The sequence below is a fragment of the Pantoea sp. S62 genome (assembly GCF_016658625.1).
Lineage (GTDB): Bacteria > Pseudomonadota > Gammaproteobacteria > Enterobacterales > Enterobacteriaceae > Pantoea > Pantoea vagans.
This window is the reverse complement of record NZ_JACVVI010000028.1, coordinates 1-18,727: the sequence shown is the minus strand read 5'-3', so window position 1 is coordinate 18,727 and position 18,727 is coordinate 1. Positions and strand designations below refer to the sequence as shown.

The window sequence follows — 18,727 nt, the reverse complement described above, 5'->3', positions numbered from 1 at the left end:
CAGTGGCGATATTATTATTCCATTAAGGTGACCGGATTATTTCCGTATTATCCTAAAGTCAAAAAAAGACATAGCTAATGTGTAAATAATGTTTTATTAAAAAGGTGCAGTGCAATTAAAAAGCCGTGAGGAAACTATCGCGCGCTCCCGCACTGCGTCGCCACCAGGGAAAACTATTCATTAATTCCCGCACTCATCGGGATTGCACTCAGTATGCAATGCCGCCCGTTCACGCCTCAGGCACAACGGGCAGAGCCTGCACTATAGCGGGAAAATAAAAATAACAGGTGTACCATGACTTCACATCGCCAACGTCCAGCGCATAAACTCTGGCGTAACTGGAAAAGAATATCGTTCAGTAGCCAGATGTTATGGAATAAGAAACAGCAGAGCCTCTGTCAGGCACCGGAATATGATCCGGGACAGGAAGATAATGTCGTATTGATTGCTCAGCAGAAAGATCTGCCCGAGATTCCAAAGATTGTCTGGATGGTCTGGCATAACGATCAGCTGCCGACGTCAATGGCGCTGAATATCAGTAAAATCCGGCGGGACAACCCCGACCACCAGGTTTATCTGGTCACGCAGCGCACTCTGTCGCAGTGGCTGCCCGAACTCAGCTTTATCTCTTCCGATCTAACGCTGGCACATAAAAGTGAAATCATCCGGCTTGAGCTGATTCACCGCTATGGCGGTATTGGCATCGACTGCAGCACCCTGCTGTTTGAAAATCTTGCCTGGGTGCATCGCGTTCACCATGCGCGGCCAATGGATCTCATCGGCTACTATCGCGAGCAATCAACGCTAAACTTGCTTGCGCCGGTCACCGAGAGCTGGTTTATTGCCGCGCCGCCGCAGAATGCCTTTATTCGCGAATGGCTGAAACAGCTGGCACCGGTTAAAAACGTCGGTATCCGCAACTATTTCCATGAGCTTAAGAAGCGTGATGATTTTCCGCTGATTGTGCAAAATGTAGATAATCCGTCACGCCAGCTTCTGTCGCTGGCGCAGCAGGTCGCGATGCGCGAATACCGGCGGGCTAATCTTTATCTGCGTAAAGGTGAAGCCAGCGCCTGGTACTATCAGCGCCTGCATGCCGACAGCAGCAGCGCGTTTGCGCAGTCTGTGATGTTTCAGCAGCGGCCAGAGACACCACCACCGATTATCAAATTAACCGGCAACGAGCGACTGCATCTCGACTTCAATCTGCGACTGGGTTTGTATAACCGCAGCAGCCTGATTGGCGAGATGATGCACACCCCATCATCTGCGCTGGCATTGCCATCAACGGTCAAAGCGCGCGCGTAGCCACTGCGTAAAAGTGGTGACCGCGCGGGGTACCTGCGCCGCCCAGGGTCGAACGATCCACAGGCGGGCGGCAAAGGCCTCCACCGGCTGCCACTCAGGTAACACCTGCTGCAAAGAGCCTGCGGCCAGCGCTTCACGGGCGCTGAAGTCGGGCAGCATCGCGATTCCCAGTCCCTGCAGAGCGGCATCACGTATCGACTCACTGTTGTTAGTGGCAAAGCAGCCCTGAATCCGCACCTGCACCTCTTCACCATCCGCTGCGGTTACAAACCGCCAGCGCGGTGATTCAACACCACGCGGATAGTAAAGGCAGTTATGCTGCATCAGATCCTGCGGCGTGTTCGGTATACCCTGTTGGTTAAGATAGGCAGGTGAGGCCACCAACACTGTCTGCGTATCACACAGCGGCAGCGCCACATGGGTTTCCGGCAGCGTGTCACTGTGCCGGATGGCCAGATCAAACCCCTCACTGCTCAGCGACACAATGCGGTCGGTCACATCCAGCTGCAGACGCAGCTGCGGATAGTCACGCAGAAACTCACCAATAATCGGCACCAGCTGCTGCCGGGCAAACGCTACCGGCGCGGTAATACGCACCAGACCACGCACTGGCCCGGCGGTATCACGCACGCTGAAAAAACTCTGTTCGATGCGGGCAAAAGGCTCGCGCAACTCCTCCACCAGCTTCTCACCCGCTGATGTCAGTCGTACGCTGCGCGTGGTACGCTGTACCAGCAGTACACCGGCTATCTGCTCCAGCTCTTTGATTTTCTGACTCATCGCAGCTTTGCTGACGTCCAGCCGCTCCGCCGCGCGGGTAAAGCTGCCCTGCTCAGCCAGTACGGTCAGCCAGTGAAGATGATCCCACAGCGTATCCGTTTTCATCTCTTTCATTGCGATTGTTCATTATAGTGAATAATCATTTCAGGCTACGCGCTTTTTCCCGCCGGATAAAGGGGTCACCATAGGCTCATTAATCACGATGAGGAATTCACCATGCCACTGCTGCAATTCGATGTTATTCAGGGTCGTTCAGAATCAGAGCTGCGTACACTGCTGGATGCGGCGCACCGTGCCGTGCTGACAGCCTTTAAAGTGCCTGAACGGGATCGTTATCAGATTGTTCAGGAAAACAAGCGCTATCAGATGGTGTTTCAGGATACCGGCCTGGGATTCAGCCGCAGCGATAATCTGGTGATGGTGCGGGTTTATACCAGCCCACGCAGTCGTGAACAGAAGCAACATTTTATGGCGGAGCTGGCGCGTGAGCTGCGTGAGCACTGTGGCGTGCAGGGCAACGATTTAATGATCAGCTTTATCACCAATGACAAAGGTGACTGGAGTTTTGCCGACGGAGAAGCGCAATACCTCACCGGCAAACTCTGAAAAACGTCCTGACTTCTGCTCTGCTGACGGTGCGCCAGCCACCGTCACGCCTGAAAACCTCACTTCTGAACCAATCTGCTCTCCACCGCACAAATCGGGCCGGATATGTTGCAGCCGGATGACAGCCAATATAGATTGTCGAAAAACTATCCCCCGAAGGTGGCCGGTTGCGTGAAGCCTCGTGCAACCCTGTAGAGAGAGGATTTACCGTTGTCCGAATTGGTCTCCGTCGTGCTGTTTCTGGCCGCTATTGCAATCTATTCCTGTAAAGCCGGGCGTAACAAATTCTGGTTTATTCTTGTTCTTATCATGCTGGTGCTTTTCGTTGTCCTGAACGCCACCCTTTATGCCAGCAACTATTTTACCGGTGACGGCATCAACGATGCGGTGCTCTATACGCTGACTAACAGCCTGACCGGCGCGGGTGTCAGTAAATATGTGGTGCCCGCGATTGGGCTGATTATTGTGCTGTTCCTGCTGTTCTGCCTGCTGTCGTGGATTCTGCGTCGGCGTAAGCGTCCCCATCACATGGGCTGGTCACTGCTGGCTGCCGCCTGCGCGCTCGGTTCGGTGCAGACCACCCCGGCCTTTCGCCAGGTCGCGACGCTCATCGTGTCGCATACCCAGATGGCGGACTCTGACTTCGACAACTTCTATAAAGTGCCGCGTAATCGCATTGAACAGCCGCGCCTTAACGTGGTTTACATCTATGGTGAAAGCTTAGAGCGCACCTATTTCGACCCCATCGCCTTTCCTGGCCTGGCGCCTGAGCTGAGCCGGCAGAAAGAGCAGAGTATCGACTTCAGCGAAACCGAACAGTTACCCGGCACCGACTACACCATTGCAGGCATGGTCGCCTCACAGTGCGGCATTCCGCTGTTTGCGCCGTTTGATGGTAATGCGTCGGCATCGCTCTCCAGCTTCTATCCGCAAAACGTCTGTCTGGGCGACATCCTGAAAAACTCCGGCTACCAGAACTGGTTTATTCAGGGTGCCGATCTGCGTTTTGCCGGTAAAGATGTCTTCCTGAAATCGCACGGTTTCGACCCCAAAAATCTTTATGGTTCGCAGGAGCTGAAAAGCCGCGTTGCCGATCCTGCTTATCGCAATAACTGGGGTTATTACGACGATACGGTGCTAGATGAAGTCTTTGAGAAGTATCAGGAACTCTCGCAGGCCGGTAAACCTTTCGCACTGTTTACGCTGACCGTTGATACGCATCACCCGGACGGGTTTATCTCACGCAGCTGCGATCGCAGGAGCTATAGCATTGATGGCAAACCGAATCAGTCCTTCAGCGCGGTCGCCTGCTCGCAGGAACATGTGGCGCGGCTGATCACACGCATCAAAGCGTCGCCGTGGTTTAAAAACACCGTGATTGTGGTGAGCTCCGATCATCTGGCCATGAACAACACGGCGCATCCGTGGCTGGTCAAACAGCCACGTCGCAATCTGTTCATGGTGATCCGGGGTGATAAACCGCAGGCGGAGCTGATGGAGGCGAAGCGCAGCACGCTGGATAATGGCGCGACGCTGCTGGATATTCTCGGCGGCGATAACGCGATTGGCCTGGGCCGCAGCAGCCTTTCTTCTCTTTCGCTCTCCACCCAGTTCGACGACATGAAGAGTAAGGTGGCGAGCTGGAAACCCGACATCATCCAGCTCTGGAACTTCCCGAAGAAGATAGACAGCTTCACGGTGGATCAGGCGAAGAATACCTTCAGCTTCTCAGGCACCACCTTTAAACTGCCGATTCTGTTCCGCATCAGCGATAAGCATGTTGAGCCGATGCCGGAAGGGGAATATTCGGCCCCGCTGCGCTATCAGCTGGCCGATTTCGCTTCAGCCGATAAATTCCTCTGGGTGGATCGCTGTTTTAAAATGGCGCGACTCTGGCAGCCTTCGCTGGCTCTTTCCGGCGATCTCTGTGTGGCGATGGGGCAGCTCGGCGGCACGCCAACCGTGACACATGTCGACAAACCGCAGTGGAAAGGCAAAGTGCAGTTCCCGGACGGCGCTGTCAGCGAGGCACGTTACCAGCAGAACCTGGCGCAGATCCGCATTGAAGATAATAACATTCGCTATAGCGCTGACAGCTTCCGGCTTGATGTGCCCGGCGCGCCGGAAACGATTAAAAGCTTCAGCGGCATCTCACGGCCAGAGAGCTGGGGGCGCTGGTCAAACGCCAATCTCGCGCCAGAAGTGCATATCGATTATGTCGATGCACTCCCGGCTAAGTTTGATCTGGTCATTACCGCACGCGCGTATGGCCCCAACGCACATCGCGCGATCCCGGTTCGGGTGGGCGATCAGCAGCAACTGCTGTCGCTGGGCGAAGAGGTATCGACGCATACCCTGCATTTCGACAATCCAGGCGCCAGCCATCAACTGGTCATTGCCCCCCCTGAGCCGCAGCTGAGTAACACCGGCAATATCACAGGTCAGGATCCGCGCAAACTGGGCATCGGCATGGTTGAAATTAAAATCGTACCACAGCCTTAAGACCCGTTTTTTCTTCTCCCGCCTCTGCGGATTACCGCAGAGGCGCCTCATCCTGTCATCGACTTCCTGTTGCGAGCCAACCCGCACTCCTCTGCACGTTACCTGTTGTACTAATTGATATTTTTCGGCAAGGCGCGCAAAATATAACCGACTGAGTGGTGATACGCTTTTTGCCTGTCATAATGCGGTTATCGCCGAAGTACACAGGGAGGTGTCGTGAGACTCATCACAATGATGAGTACCCACAAAGCCTTTAAAGCGCTGCAACAGGCGGGGATCGACGATCAGCAAGCGGAGGCGATGGTGGAGGTGTTTACCGATATGCAGCAGAGGCAGCCAGGCGCACAGGTCGGGAAGCAGCTCGGTCAGATTCAGACCAAAGCCAAACATATTGACGTCCGGATCGGCCAGCTTCAGACAAAAGCCGAACAGACAGACGATCGACTCGGCAAACTTACGACCAAAGTCGACCAGATGGACGATCGGCTCGGCAAGCTTACGATGAAAGTTGACCAGATGGACAATCGACTCGGCAAGCTTACGACGAAAGTAGATCAGATTGACGAGCGGCTCGGGCATCTCACTACAAAGGTTAATCAGATCGACGAGCGGCTCGGGCACCTCACTATAAAAGTTAATCAGATCGACGAGCGGCTTGGGCATCTCACCATAAAAGTTAATCAGATCGACGAACGGCTTTGCCATGTTGAAAGAAAAACCGACAAGCTGGCCATCCGTTTTAATCACCTGGAAATCAAAGTGGATAAGATGGAAGCGATGCTCAGTGAAATGAATTTCCGATTAACGGGCGCTGTCGACAGTCTGAGAAATGACGTTGTGACACTGAGCACTGATATGCGCTGGATCAAACGGTTATCTATCCTCATGACCACCACCCTGCTGGCAGCGGTCCTGAAAGATATTCTACTGTGAGCCCACTACCCAATCAGGGTCTGTCGCGTAGTGCTTCCAGCTTCTCTCGCTGCTGACCGTCGGCGGTAAAGTTATCCTCCGCCAGCCATCGCTGAAAGCCCTTTTTCACCTGCGGCCATTCGCTATCGATAATCGAGAACCAGCTGGTGTCACGAGAACGGCCTTTGTAAACGATTGCCTGGCGGAAATCCCCCTCATAACGGAAACCGAGACGGGCCGCGGCCTTACGGGAAGGCCCATTACAGCTATCACATTTCCATTCATAGCGGCGATAGCCCAGCGTTTCAAAAGCGTAACGCATCAGCAGAAAATGCGCTTCCGTCGCCATGCGGGTCTGCTTCAGCCGGGGCGAAAACGTGACATGCCCGACTTCCACTACGCCATGTTCAGGCTGGATGCGCATTAATGAAAGGCTGCCCACCGCCTGCTCCGTAGCCAGATCGATGACGGCGAAATGTAGCGGATCGCGGCTGGCTTCAAGTTGTGCTGCATGGTCCTGCCACGCATTGTGCCCGGTAAAGGGCCCAACAGGCAGGTAAGTCCAGTCACGCCCATCTTCAGCCAGTGACCAGGCCTCATACAGTGCATCACCATGCCGTGCTGCACTGAACGGCTCCAGCCGACATGACTCGCCGGTGAAAACCTGATGCTGGGGCAAAGGACGGGGTTGCCAGTCTGGTAAAGGCTGGCCGACCGGCTGACCGAATTGATTCAGGTGTTGTGACATATCGCCTCCCGGCTGCAGATGATATCCACAGATTGCCACTATCATGGTGGGTTAAAAAGTACCACAATCAGGAAAAATGATAGATCCACGGGACCCGACTATGAAGCCAGAGATCTCCCCTTTGCTGCTGGCACCATTGATATCCGCCGCCGGGACCACGCTGCAGCAGCAACTTTATCAGCGGATAAAACAGGGCATTTTGCAAGGGCAGCTTGCCGCTGGCGCGATGTTACCGTCTACGCGGCAACTGGCAGTTGAGCTGCAGGTGTCGCGGAATACCGTGCTTAACGTCTGGACCCAACTGCAGGCTGAGGGCTATCTGATGAGCGATCGACAGGGCAGCCGCGTCAGCTCACTGGCTTTGCCTGCCGGGCAGGCGGATGACGACACGCTAGCCCGCTGGCCGCTGGCAAAACGGATTGAAGCTTTTCACCAAAGCCAGTGGATCGACACCGGCTCATTGCCGCTGCGACCCGGCATACCTGCCCTGAACCATTTTCCGATGGCGGCCTGGCGCCGGGCGCTGAGTCAGGTAATGAGTCACCCGCCACCGTCGCTGCTCGGCTATGGCGATCCCTTTGGTGAAGCAGAACTGCGTGCCGTACTGGCGCAACAGTTGCGTATCACGCGCGGTGTACGTTGTGACCCCGGACAGATTGTGATTACTGAAGGTGTGCAGCAGGCGTTAACGCTGTGCGTCGCCCTGCTGAGTAATCCGGGCGATTATGGCTGGATTGAAGAACCGGGTTATCGTAATGCCAAATCGGCTCTGCAGGCCGGAGAACTTAACGTTGTCCCGATCCGCACCGATGACCAGGGAATGGCCCCCGAGCCGGAACACTGGAAACAGGCTCCACCCCGTCTGATTTATACCACGCCTACCCATCAGTATCCCACCGGCGTCGTCATGAGCGCGGCCCGGCGTCTGGCGCTGATTGCGGCTGCGCAGCAGCACCAGGCCTGGATTATTGAAGATGATTATGATGGCGACTTCCATTACCACGGCGAACCTGTAATGGCGATGCAGGGCATGACCGATAATGCTCCGGTTATCTATCTCGGCTCATTCAGCAAGACGCTATTCCCCGCGCTGCGCATCGGTTTTATGGTGCTGCCCGCGCCGCTGGTCAGGCGTCTGCGACCGGCACTGCATCAAATCCTGCGCGGCGGAAACCGGCTGGAACAACAGGCGCTGGCGCGTTTTATTCTCAGTGGTGATTATCGCCGACATCTGGGCAAAATGCGTCGTCTCTATCGTCAGCGACAGGCATGGCTGCGAACCGAACTGCAGCGCGCTGCAGGTCAGGCGATTCCGTTGCTGGGTGGCAACAGCGGTATGCATCTGGTGCTGCCACTCGATCCTCATCGGGATGACGTCACTATTACCCGCACACTGCTCCAGGCGGGCTACGCGCCCACGGCTCTCTCGACCTTCTGTCTGCGCGAACCGGTGAAGCAGGGGCTGGTTATTGGCTATGGTAATTGCAGCGACACGCAAATTACCGCAGCTATGCGCCAGCTAAGTCGCCTGCTCGGCTGGCCCGGATGACCTAATCATTCCGCGCTGACCAGGCTGGCCGGCGCAGCAATCGACTGACGAATCATCAGGCGGGCATCAAAGCGCGGCATCGGCCCGACGGCTTCGCCGCGTATCTCCGAAATCAGGCGTCGTGCGGCCTCCCGGCCCATCTCATACACCGGTTGCGCTACCACCGTCAGCGGCGGCGTGACAATCTCACTCCACGGAAAATTGTCATACATCACAAAGGAGAGATCGGCAGGGATGCGCAGTCCGCGCTGCGTGACTTCCCGCAGCAGCCACATCGCGACCACGCTGTCTGAGGCCACCAGCGCCGTAGGCGGCTGCGGACGCTGCCACAGCTCAGCCACAATACGGGCAATCTCCGCTTCATCCAGCGCGTTCACTTTCACCAGCGTTGGATCAAACGCCACGCCCGCGGCAGCAAAGGCCTGCATCATGCCGCCAACGCGCTGGGCGACTGGCGTCAGGCCAAAATCGCCCGGCGTGCTGTAGTCGGTTGCCAGCGCCATGCTGGTGACATAGGCGATATGACGATGACCTGCCTCCAGCAATCGGGTAGTCGCCTGTTCAGCGACGTCAGTAAATTCGCAGCAGATTGCTTCCACATCAAGGTCAGTCACTGCGCGATCAAATAATTTCAGCGCTCTGCCCTCTTCCAGTACCTGCGTCAGATGGCTGTTGTGCTGGTGCTCCGAACAGCATGGCGCAACGATAATGCCGTCGACCTGCTTTTCCAGCATCACCCGCACTGCATCCTGCTCAGCCTGCAGTTTCTCATCGCTGTTACTGAGCAGCAGATGGTAACCCGCCGTGCGTGCCACATCGGCCATCCCGCGCAGCGCAAGGCCAAAGTGAGGATTTTCGATATCGCCGACAATCACACCGATGGTATTAGAACGCCCGGTATTCATGCTGCGGGCCAGGGCATTCGGACGGTAGCCCAGCGCAGAGGCTGCGCTGCTGACCCGTTCCTGCACCTCATCACTGACCGCCCCATAGCCTCCCAGCGCACGCGCCGCCTGAGCTTTAGAGACGTTTGCTGCACGTGCCACATCCGCCACGGTAGGCGCTTTCGATTGTCGTTTCTGACTTGTCATAATTATTTTGAATCACAGGTTGATGACAGGAATATTGACGCCGAAAAAAGGCTGTGCTTAAACTCATTGTAACCCCTTGAGACCGGTCTCACAATGCCCACGTCTTAAGGTGCCACCTGCGTTGAGACCGGTCTCAATTATAATTGCTGGCTCAACAGTCTCTGATGTTTAAACCTGCAAAAACGGATGAGCTATGAAATCGCAAACCACCCTGGGCACACTGCTCGGCACCGCCCTCGCACTCTGTTCACTTTCATTCTGTACGCTGGCTGCCAGCGACAACAATCCTTATGGGCTGATCGAACCCGGTCAGCTTCGCGTCGCCAGCGTCGGCGACTCCAAACCGTACACCTTCACGGATGCCAGCGGTCAGTTCACCGGCTTTGACGTCGAGTTCTTCCGGGATGTCGCCCACCGTATCGGGATCGATAAGGTCGATTTTATTGGTCAGGACTTCTCGGCGATCATGCCGGCCGTGGCTAACGGTCAGTATGACGCGGCGGTGGCGGCTATCGGCATCACGCCTGCGCGGGAAAAGACGGTCGATTTTTCGACGGGTTATCTGGCGGGATTTCTCACCGTTCTCACCCGATCTGACAGCGGCGTGAAGGATGTCGCCAGCCTGGCAAAACACCGGCTCGGTGTCGTTCAGGGCACGCTGCAGGAGAGCTATGCCGTCGAACACTTCCCACAGACGGACCTGGTGCGCTTCCCGGATAACAACAGCGCCGTCTCCGCGCTCAACAACGGCACGCTCGACGCCATCTTCCTGGACTACGAGGCGGCAAAAAGCTACGCCGAACGCTTCAAACTGGTCTCTGCCGCCGACATTCCCTCGTTTGATGCACCGGCTGGCATTGCCATTGCCAAAGGCAAACCCGCCTTTAAGGCCGCGCTGGACGGTGCCATCAAAGCCGCGATGCAGGATGGCACCTGGAAACGACTTTACGAGAAGTGGTTTCCCGGATCGCCGATGCCAAAACAGTATCTGCCTGGCGGGCAGTAAAGAGGCGGACGTTCGCGTCCTGAGTTAACCGGGGAAACCCCGCCCTGCATGGAGACGGCGATGGACCTGCTCACAATTCTTTCCCGCACCTTCTTTGATTTTCCATCAATGATGGAAGTGCTGCCGCAGATGCTGACCACCGGGCTGGTCAACACGGTGATTATCTCGCTGGCGGCCACGCTGCTCGGCACGCTGTTTGGGCTGCTGCTGGCGCTGATGGGCATTTCGCCCTCACGCTGGCTGCGCCTGCCGGCCCGGCTCTATACCGATCTGTTTCGCGGGCTGCCTTCGATTCTGACCATTCTACTGATTGGTCAGGGCCTGGCGCGCTTCAGCTATCAGCTGTTCGGTCCAACGCCCTATCCGCTGGGAATCTTCGCCCTCAGCCTGATCGCAAGCGCCTATATGGGCGAGATTTTCCGCGCGGGGATTCAGAGCGTGGAGCGCGGCCAGATGGAGGCCTGCCGGGCGCTGGGGATGAGCTATGGCCGGGCAATGCGACTGGTAGTGATCCCACAGGGGATTCGCCGCGTGCTGCCCGCCATCGTTAACCAGTTCATCGCCATCATCAAAGATTCCTCGCTGGTCTACCTGCTGGGCCTGATGACCCAGCAGCGGGAGCTGTTTCGCGTGGGTCAGGATGCGGCGGTGCTCACCGGCAACCTCTCGCCCCTGATGCTGGCCGGGCTGTTCTATCTGATCATCACCGTGCCGCTGACGCACATGGTCAACTATGTCGATGTGCGCTATCGCACCGGCCGCCGTCGCCTGACGGCACCGAAAAGCGGCTTAAAAGAGGTGGATGAAGTCAGAGCGCCCGGCGTTTCACTGGTCACGCAACCCCGAATCGGAGGCACCCATGAATAACCTGAACGGCGCGAGCTGGCACGGCGCCAGCCTGGAGCTGCGCGATCTGACGCTGGCCTATGGCCCGATCGAGGTGCTGCGTAAGGTCTCGCTGCGGGTCGCGCCAGGTAGTACCACCTGCATTATCGGGCCATCCGGCTCGGGTAAATCGACGCTGCTGCGCGGCATCAACCGGCTGCATGAGCCGCAGTCCGGGGATGTCCTGCTGGCTGACCGATCGGTGCTGCACGACAAGCCTGATGCGCTGCGGCTGCGGATTGGCATGGTGTTTCAGCATTTCAACCTCTTCCCCGATCACAGCGCGCTGGAGAACGTGGCGCTGGCCCCGTGGCGGGTCAAAGGCCTGCCCAAATCACAGGCGATGGCGATTGCGCGTCAGCGGCTGGAAGAGGTGGGCCTGGGCCAACGTGCCGATCACCGGCCACGCGATCTCTCCGGCGGCCAGCAGCAGCGGGTCGCGATTGCCCGCGCGCTGGCGATGGATCCCGAGGTGATGCTGTTTGACGAGGCGACCTCCGCGCTCGATCCCGAACTGGTGAAAGGTGTCCTGACGCTGATGGCGGATCTCTGCCGTCGCGGCATGACGATGGTCGTGGTGACCCATGAAATGGGTTTTGCACGCAAAGTGGCAGATCAGGTGGTGTTTATGGATGAAGGCGAGATTGTTGAAGCCGGACCGCCGGGCGCCATTTTTGATGCACCGCAGTCGCCGCGACTGCAACGTTTTCTCTCTGAAGTGCTGTAACTGAGCAAGGAACCTGATAATGGCGTTAAAAACTGAATTGAAAGTGGTGGTACTGGGCGGTGGCGTGATCGGTGTGTCGACGGCGCTGGAGCTGACCAAACGGGGTGCGGCAGTGACGCTCGTGACCGAAGCGGCGCTCTGTTCCGGCGCATCGGGACGTTCACTGTCGTGGCTCAACTCAGCGGGTGAGCGCTCCCTGCCCTACCACGCGCTGCGCATGGCGGGCATTGATCGCTATCGCACCCTGTTTGCTCAACATCCTGACCTCGACTGGCTGCGTTTTGATGGCGGGGTCTGCTGGTTTAAAGACGATGCAGCCGGAACCCAGGCGCGGCATGCCTATGAGAAAGCCCACGGCTACGACTCACAACTTATGACCGCGGATAACGTGGCGCAGGCGGATGCAGCCATCGACCCCGACGCGCTGCCGTCGCAGGCGATATTCAATCCCGGCGAAGGCTGGGTCAGCCTGCCGCACCTGACCGATTATCTGGTGAATCAGTTCCGGGCGCGCGGGGGTGAAGTGATAGAGCATGCCGGTAAAGCCAGCGTGCTCACCGAGCAGGGCCGCGCCTGTGGCATCCTCAGTGAACAGGGTGAACTGCGGGCAGATGCGGTGGTGGTCGCCTGTGGTCCCTGGACACCAGATGTGGTTGCACCGCTTGGCGTGACGATTCCCAACGGATCGCCGGTCTCCATGCTGGTTATCACGGAACCGGGTAGCCATGAGTTGAAATCGGTGCTGAACACGCCCCGCGCCGCCATACGTCCCAATCCGGGTAACCGCTATGCGCTGGATCATGACTGGTACGAAGAGGATATCCGGCTGCTGCCCGGCGGTGAGTATCATATTGATGAGCAGGTCGTGGTAAAGCTGGCAGATGAAGCGAGCAGGCTGTTACGGGGTGATGAGCCGCTCAGCGTTCAGAGCTGGAAGATTGGCCTGAAGCCGATTCCGGGCGATGGCGATCCGGTGCTGGGACAACTGCAAAAGGTGCCGGGCTGTTATGTCGCGTTCACGCATTCCGGCGCAACCCTGGCGCTGATTGTCGGGGAATTACTCGCGGAGGAGATCGTAAGCGGTGAAAAGCACCCGATGCTGGCAGGCTTTGGTGCAGAGCGTTTCAGCTAAAAAAAAGCCGGTCATCACGACCGGCTGATTTTATTTAGCCACGGAATCAGCCACGGAAGAAGATATCACCCGATTTACCCATGACGATTTTGCCGGTGTCATTGGTAATCAGAATGTAGTTGGCGTTGATATACGCCCAGTGGGTATTTTCCTGCGGTGCAGGCAGATTACGCTTTTGCCACTCGGTGATGGTGAAAGTTTTATCGGTGTACTTCTCTGGCACGATGTCACCGATGTTGTACTGTTTGTAGTCAATGATGATGGTGCTGAGATCGTAATTAGGGCGCGCACCATTGACCGTTGACGGCGTGTTTGGCGTAGTCGGCGTAATACCATCATTAGACTGTGAGCTGGTCGGTGCCTGGTTTTGCGCCGCACCGGCATCCGGCTGAGCGGTGCCGGTATCTGGCGTCGCGGGCTGAGCATCAGGATTAGCGGGCTGGATCTGCGGCGGTGGCGGAACGGTGTCCGTTGCTTCGCCAGCAGCCTGTACAGCGGGGATCAGGCTCAGCGAGCCAACCAGTAATCCCATTGATAAAAGTACACGTTGAGTCCTGCGCATAATGATTTCCACGTTGAATTTTGACAGTCAGGCTAAAGTTTATCGCACTTCAGTTCCATTGTGCTGATGCTATGTGCAGGGAAAACAGCGCGGTTCGCTTTACTGCACACAGGCCAGGTAACGGATCAGACCACTTTATCCTGAGTTGCCAGATCGACCAACAACGCAATGCCTAAATAGTTGCTCCAGTTAAAGCCGTTCTGTAGCACCACGATCGCATTGCCGTGACGTTTATCGTAGCCGATAAAACTGGCGTAGCCGCCAATATAGCCCACCTGATAAGTGATTTGCTGCCCTTCGATGGTGTCGGTAACCCAGGCGATATTCTGCGCCTGCGCCCCCTGCTGATACCACGGCCGGTTCACCGCCGCAAAAGCCCGATCCCATGCCGTATCACCGGTCGCATCAAGATGCGCGCGCAGATAAGCACTCAGATCGCGCGCATTACTGTAAAGACTGGCCGCTGCCACCATATTGCCGTGAAAATGCCAGTCGGGCGTCAGCGTACCACGGCGGATAAATTTCGGCTGATCGCCGGCATGACCCAGCGCACGCAGCGGATAACCCTTCAGCCGCTCCGGTTCAAAGCTGCTCTGATTCATCTTTAACGGCGTGAAGATGAGCTGTGACGCGAGCATCTGAATGTCCTGATGAAAACGGGTGCGCACGATAAAGCCGAGCAGCGCATAGCCGAGATTGGAGTAGTGCGGCATGCGTACCGAAGGTACTGAGAAATCCGCCAGATAACTCAGCAGTTTGTCGCTGTCGAGATTGCCATAGAAGTTCTCCCCCGTGTCCAGATAACGAACGAACTGCAGCAGCATCGGCAGATCCATATCCTGACGCGGCAGACCGGAGGTGTGCGTCACCAGCTGCAGCAGCGTGATGCGCCGCGCGTCAGCGCTGAGGTGAACGTCCTGTGGCAAAAGATCGGCCAGAGTATCGCTCCAGCGCAGCTTACCCTGATCAACCAGCTGGATGATCACTTCTGCCGTCACGCCTTTACTCAGCGATCCCAGCGCAAACAGGGTATCGGGCGTGATCGGGTAGCGATGCACCCGATCGGTGACGCCAAACGGGTAATAACGTGTCGGACCGCCGTGATGAATCACCGCAATGCTGATACCGGGAACCTGCTTCTGCTGCATGTAGTGCTGCACGATGTCATCGACATTTTGGCGAAAGGTAGCGTGCGTCAGATAAACACGGTCGCCCACCGGCGCGGAGGTTTGCGACAGGGTACCGCAGCCTGCTAGCAGGAAGATCACGGAGGGGATGCATCGCGTTGTTAATCTGCTCATCCACTGGCTGGCAGAAGCCATCCGTGTGAGGTGTACGGCCACAGCCTGCCTGCCGGAAAATCCATTTTTCATTTAATAATCATCAGGTTAATTTTCTTTGATACGCAGCAGGCCAGATATAGCGCAAAAATGTACCATAAAGTGCTGCGGGCTATCGCCTGCATAATGGGGTTAAAGTGGTGTTAAACACGGTTTAGCCACTGCGTACTGCCCTGGTTAGCTGTGTTGCAGCCCACAAGGGTGTACACTGCTGCGGTTTTGAGGCTTAACGCCGCGCTGAAATTTGATATGCCCGGGAGGCAACCGCATGAAAGAAGGCCCACTGTCCGAAAAAGAGCTGCAATGGCTGGAAGATATGCTGGAAAAATATGGCAGCGAAGCGTCGATTATTGATGTCTCCGAACTGGATGGCCTGCTGACTGCTGTCCTCTCCGGCCCTGTCACCGTCGAACCCAGCCAGTGGCTGGTGGCGCTGTGGGGTGGCGAGAAGCAGATTCCAAAATGGAGCAACGAGCGTGAAATGACGCGCTTTATGTCGCTCTGCTTCCAGCATATGAATGATGTGGCCGATCGCTTATCTGAATTCCCGGAGCAGTTCGAACCGCTGTTTGGCATCCGCGAGATGGAAGGTCTGGAGTTTACCGTGGTGGAAGAGTGGTGCTTCGGCTATATGCGCGGTGTCGCGCTGACTGACTGGTCTGCCCTGCCTGCCGATCTGCAGCCTGCGCTGGACGCTATCGCCCTGCACGGTGTGGAAGAGAACCTCGAAAAGATTGACGCCATGACGCCGGACGAGATGGAAGCCAGCATTGAGGCGATTCGCCCTGCTGCGCTGGCGCTGCACGATCACTGGATTTCCCAGCCGGAAGCCATCCCCGTGCCACAGAAACCTGTCTCAGCTGAGAAACTGCCTGGTCGCAACGATCCCTGCCCGTGCGGCAGCGGCAAAAAATATAAGCAGTGCTGTCTGCATTGATTGACTGATTAGCCCCATCATCTGCCGGGTGTTACTACCGCCCGGCAGGTCTCGCCAGATTATCTATCCGTTACTTTCCCCGATTAGACAGTGCATGCCCTGAGCAACAACAGACTTATCACTGAGGTAAGCGCGATTTTTACCGTCTGTAATAAGCATCATTCCCGATTAGGAATAAAAGTTAACAGGTTTCATGCTGCTTAGTTAAAAAAGTGAAATTTTGCTTTAAAAACTCATCATTAACTTCACATGAGATATAGCCTGCACGGGTTTAACACTCACTACAAGCTTTGATAGATATACATCTTTATTTTAACAAAAGTTATAAAATTGCAATCTATTGCTGTTATCAATTAGCTGATTTTGAAAAGTGCATTTAATGCTAAATATGAAAGAGCTTTATTTATTGCCATATAATAACGCACGATTATTTTTTGTTAAAATAACATTAACTCTAATCGTATTTTCTACGTTTAAATTTATAATGAAAACAGTCAACCAGACCGGGAGATTACATATAACTTACTGATATTATTAGTAGTTAATCCCAGGAAAAATCAACGGAAATCATTTCTGCGCTGATAGCATTTTATTAAATACATTTACACAAGATTGACAAAAAAATCCGGCACGCAATGTCTGATTAGTTTTTTTTGGAGTTTAAAATCGTAAAAAATCCATACTAAATAATTTTATCCTGCCTGGGAACCTCAAGTTAGTTTTCTTCTCTACAGCGTGTGGATGAGAGTATGTAAATTCCCTTTCATCATTTTATTTGTAAGAATGCAGATTAACGTTGATGAACTAACTAAATCGTCCATCTCTCTATCAGACAGAAGTGATGAAAGTGATAAACACTTATCTATCCACTCAGATAAGTGCCAGGTCATGAAACAGGTTAAAGCCTTGCTATGGCAATAAACAACCAACCCTATAGCAGAGCTTAGAAAAGACCGATCAGCATTATTAAACAGAGTGTCAAATAACACTGATTATTAAGCGTTAAGATAAAAAATATATTTTTATTCATTTTTATTACACCGCGTTATCGGGTCATGACTTACTGCCATCTGGAGGTTAACTCACTGTTTTAAATTTTTTATGAACATAACACAGCAGTGTCTGGCTGTTTTTTAATCGCCAGATTCATTTCAACACTATTGGTGAAAAATGAAAATACAATTAATTATTAAAGATACTCAGGGCAATGTTATTGCTACACATGCTTTACAACCTGGAAAGTCGCTGGCATTGGAGTCCATGCCACAGGCTGCGTCCTATGAAGTTCACAGTGTTGATGGACGGCCTCCCCAGAAGATCATTGCGTCAAAAGCGAATGGCCAGATGAAATTCAAGCTGGTGGATGATGTCACGGGTGAGCAGTATGACATCATCCTGCAAAACATCAGCGCAGAAGAAATGCCGGTCATGACAGCCTCTGGTTCGGACGGTGTAATCTACGCGTATGACTATGATGCGACGAATAGCGTATATGAACTTGTTTCGACCTCGACGGATCCTCTTATAGCGGACAATGTCTACGTAGCGGGAGGTGTTTTAGGTGGTCTTGCTGCATTGATTGGTGTGGCTGCAGCGTCAAACTCTGGTGGCAGTGGGGGTTCAAGAAATAACAACTCTGTAGCAGCGAATGAAGATAACTCTGCAGCAACCGGTGAAGACAATAGTGCTGCCAGCGTTATTCCTGCCAAAACGCCCTCTCTCGTCGACGACGCCGGTAACCCGGTGGCGGACGGATCTGCCACTAGCGACAGCACGCCGACCATCGGAGGCAGCGGCATGCAGCCCGGCTCCACCGTGACCGTCTCCGACGGCGACACCGACCTCGGCACCGCCACCGTTGACGCGGACGGCAACTGGACCTTCACACCGGATGCACCGCTGGCCGACGGCGAGCACGCGCTGGTCGTTGACGGTACCGACGCGAACGGCAACGCCAGCAGCAGCACCGTCGACGTCATCATCGACACCAGCGCCACAACGCCGGGCATGACCGATGATGCCGGTAACCCGGTCGCCGACGGCGCAAGCACCAGCGACAGCACGCCAACGATTGGCGGCGGCGGCATGCAGCCCGGCTCTACCGTGACCGTCTCTGACGGCGATGCTGAAATCGGCACCGCCACCGTGGACGCGGACGGCAACTGGACCTTCACACCTGACGCCCCGCTTGCTGACGGCGAGCACGCCCTGGTCGTTGACGGCACCGACGCGAACGGCAACGCGGTGAACGACACCGTGAACGTGACCGTCGACACCAGCGCCACCGTGCCGGGCCTGACCGACGATGCCGGTAACCCGGTCGCCGACGGCGCAAGCACCAGCGACAGCACCCCTACCATTAACGGCGGCGGCATGCAGCCCGGCTCCACCGTGGTAATCTCCGACGGCGACACCGACCTCGGCACCGCCACCGTCGATGCGGACGGCAGCTGGACCTTCACGCCGGATGCACCGCTGGCCGACGGCGAGCACGCGCTGGTCGTTGACGGCACCGATGCGAACGGTAACGCGGTCAGCGACACCGTGAATATCACCGTCGACACCAGCGCCACAACGCCGGGCATGACCGATGATGCCGGTAACCCGGTCGCCGACGGCGCAAGCACCAGCGACAGCACGCC

General features: G+C 55.6%; 16 protein-coding genes. 11 read left to right on the top strand and 5 right to left on the bottom strand.

All coding sequences use genetic code 11. The features are described 5' to 3' along the window. Positions 1-294 precede the first annotated feature (294 nt). Entirely contained in the window at positions 295-1,308 is a 1,014-nt protein-coding gene (locus tag IBT54_RS23955; protein ID WP_013356671.1) for a glycosyltransferase family 32 protein, read from the top strand. Here IBT54_RS23955 and IBT54_RS23950 read toward each other — a convergent pair. Continuing rightward, positions 1,285-2,202 carry a LysR family transcriptional regulator gene (locus IBT54_RS23950; protein ID WP_013356670.1) on the bottom strand — a complete coding sequence of 306 codons (918 nt, stop codon included), beginning with the start codon at positions 2,200-2,202 and terminating at the stop codon, positions 1,285-1,287. The genes IBT54_RS23955 and IBT54_RS23950 overlap by 24 nt on opposite strands. Before the next feature lie 102 nt (positions 2,203-2,304). On the opposite strand from IBT54_RS23950, the gene IBT54_RS23945 reads away from it, so the two are divergent. The 3 genes from IBT54_RS23945 (at position 2,305) to IBT54_RS23935 (ending at position 6,129) form a co-directional block, all read left to right on the top strand. After that, a complete protein-coding gene (locus tag IBT54_RS23945; protein ID WP_013356669.1) occupies positions 2,305-2,694 on the top strand; it encodes a tautomerase family protein in 390 nt (129 codons plus the stop codon). A gap of 210 nt (positions 2,695-2,904) precedes the next feature. Beyond that, on the top strand, positions 2,905-5,196 hold the full coding sequence (gene opgB, locus IBT54_RS23940) for a phosphatidylglycerol--membrane-oligosaccharide glycerophosphotransferase (RefSeq protein ID WP_013356668.1): 2,292 nt from the start codon (positions 2,905-2,907) through the stop codon (positions 5,194-5,196). A gap of 216 nt (positions 5,197-5,412) precedes the next feature. Then, positions 5,413-6,129 (top strand): hypothetical protein, encoded by a 717-nt coding sequence (locus IBT54_RS23935; RefSeq protein WP_147789362.1) that lies wholly within the window; start codon positions 5,413-5,415, stop codon positions 6,127-6,129. 13 nt (positions 6,130-6,142) lie between these two features. Here the strand turns inward: IBT54_RS23935 and IBT54_RS23930 are convergent, their stop codons facing one another. Further along, on the bottom strand, positions 6,143-6,856 hold the full coding sequence (locus tag IBT54_RS23930; RefSeq protein ID WP_013356665.1) for a GNAT family N-acetyltransferase: 714 nt from the start codon (positions 6,854-6,856) through the stop codon (positions 6,143-6,145). A gap of 100 nt (positions 6,857-6,956) precedes the next feature. Between IBT54_RS23930 and IBT54_RS23925 the strand changes: the two genes are divergently transcribed. Continuing rightward, positions 6,957-8,405 carry a PLP-dependent aminotransferase family protein gene (locus IBT54_RS23925; RefSeq protein WP_201253221.1) on the top strand — a complete coding sequence of 483 codons (1,449 nt, stop codon included), beginning with the start codon at positions 6,957-6,959 and terminating at the stop codon, positions 8,403-8,405. 5 nt (positions 8,406-8,410) lie between these two features. On the opposite strand, the gene IBT54_RS23920 is transcribed toward IBT54_RS23925, so the two are convergent. Then, on the bottom strand, positions 8,411-9,496 hold the full coding sequence (locus IBT54_RS23920) for a LacI family DNA-binding transcriptional regulator (RefSeq protein ID WP_201253219.1): 1,086 nt from the start codon (positions 9,494-9,496) through the stop codon (positions 8,411-8,413). A gap of 193 nt (positions 9,497-9,689) precedes the next feature. Between IBT54_RS23920 and IBT54_RS23915 the strand changes: the two genes are divergently transcribed. The 4 genes from IBT54_RS23915 to IBT54_RS23900 are packed head-to-tail and all read left to right on the top strand — an operon-like array spanning position 9,690 to position 13,246. Beyond that, positions 9,690-10,502, top strand: a complete 813-nt coding sequence (locus tag IBT54_RS23915) for an ABC transporter substrate-binding protein (RefSeq protein WP_110331320.1) — start codon at positions 9,690-9,692, stop codon at positions 10,500-10,502. A gap of 60 nt (positions 10,503-10,562) precedes the next feature. Further along, positions 10,563-11,369, top strand: a complete 807-nt coding sequence (locus tag IBT54_RS23910; RefSeq protein ID WP_033781763.1) for an amino acid ABC transporter permease — start codon at positions 10,563-10,565, stop codon at positions 11,367-11,369. Further along, positions 11,362-12,114, top strand: coding sequence for an amino acid ABC transporter ATP-binding protein (locus IBT54_RS23905; RefSeq protein WP_201253218.1), 753 nt, complete (start codon positions 11,362-11,364; stop codon positions 12,112-12,114). The genes IBT54_RS23910 and IBT54_RS23905 overlap by 8 nt, the downstream gene beginning before the upstream one ends. A gap of 19 nt (positions 12,115-12,133) precedes the next feature. Continuing rightward, positions 12,134-13,246, top strand: coding sequence for an FAD-binding oxidoreductase (locus tag IBT54_RS23900; protein ID WP_201253217.1), 1,113 nt, complete (start codon positions 12,134-12,136; stop codon positions 13,244-13,246). A gap of 46 nt (positions 13,247-13,292) precedes the next feature. On the opposite strand, the gene IBT54_RS23895 is transcribed toward IBT54_RS23900, so the two are convergent. Next, entirely contained in the window at positions 13,293-13,808 is a 516-nt protein-coding gene (locus tag IBT54_RS23895; RefSeq protein WP_013356658.1) for an RcnB family protein, read from the bottom strand. Between the two features lie 125 nt (positions 13,809-13,933). After that, positions 13,934-15,181, bottom strand: coding sequence for a serine hydrolase (locus IBT54_RS23890; RefSeq protein ID WP_201253216.1), 1,248 nt, complete (start codon positions 15,179-15,181; stop codon positions 13,934-13,936). Positions 15,182-15,416: 235 nt separating this feature from the next. Between IBT54_RS23890 and IBT54_RS23885 the strand changes: the two genes are divergently transcribed. Both IBT54_RS23885 and IBT54_RS23880 read left to right on the top strand, forming a co-directional pair. Further along, the gene (locus IBT54_RS23885; protein WP_033781757.1) at positions 15,417-16,085 is read left to right on the top strand and encodes a YecA family protein; all 669 of its coding nucleotides are present in this window, start codon (positions 15,417-15,419) and stop codon (positions 16,083-16,085) included. Between the two features lie 1,170 nt (positions 16,086-17,255). After that, on the top strand, positions 17,256-18,727 hold a 1,472-nt coding region (locus tag IBT54_RS23880), incomplete at its 3' end, for an Ig-like domain-containing protein (protein ID WP_236263689.1).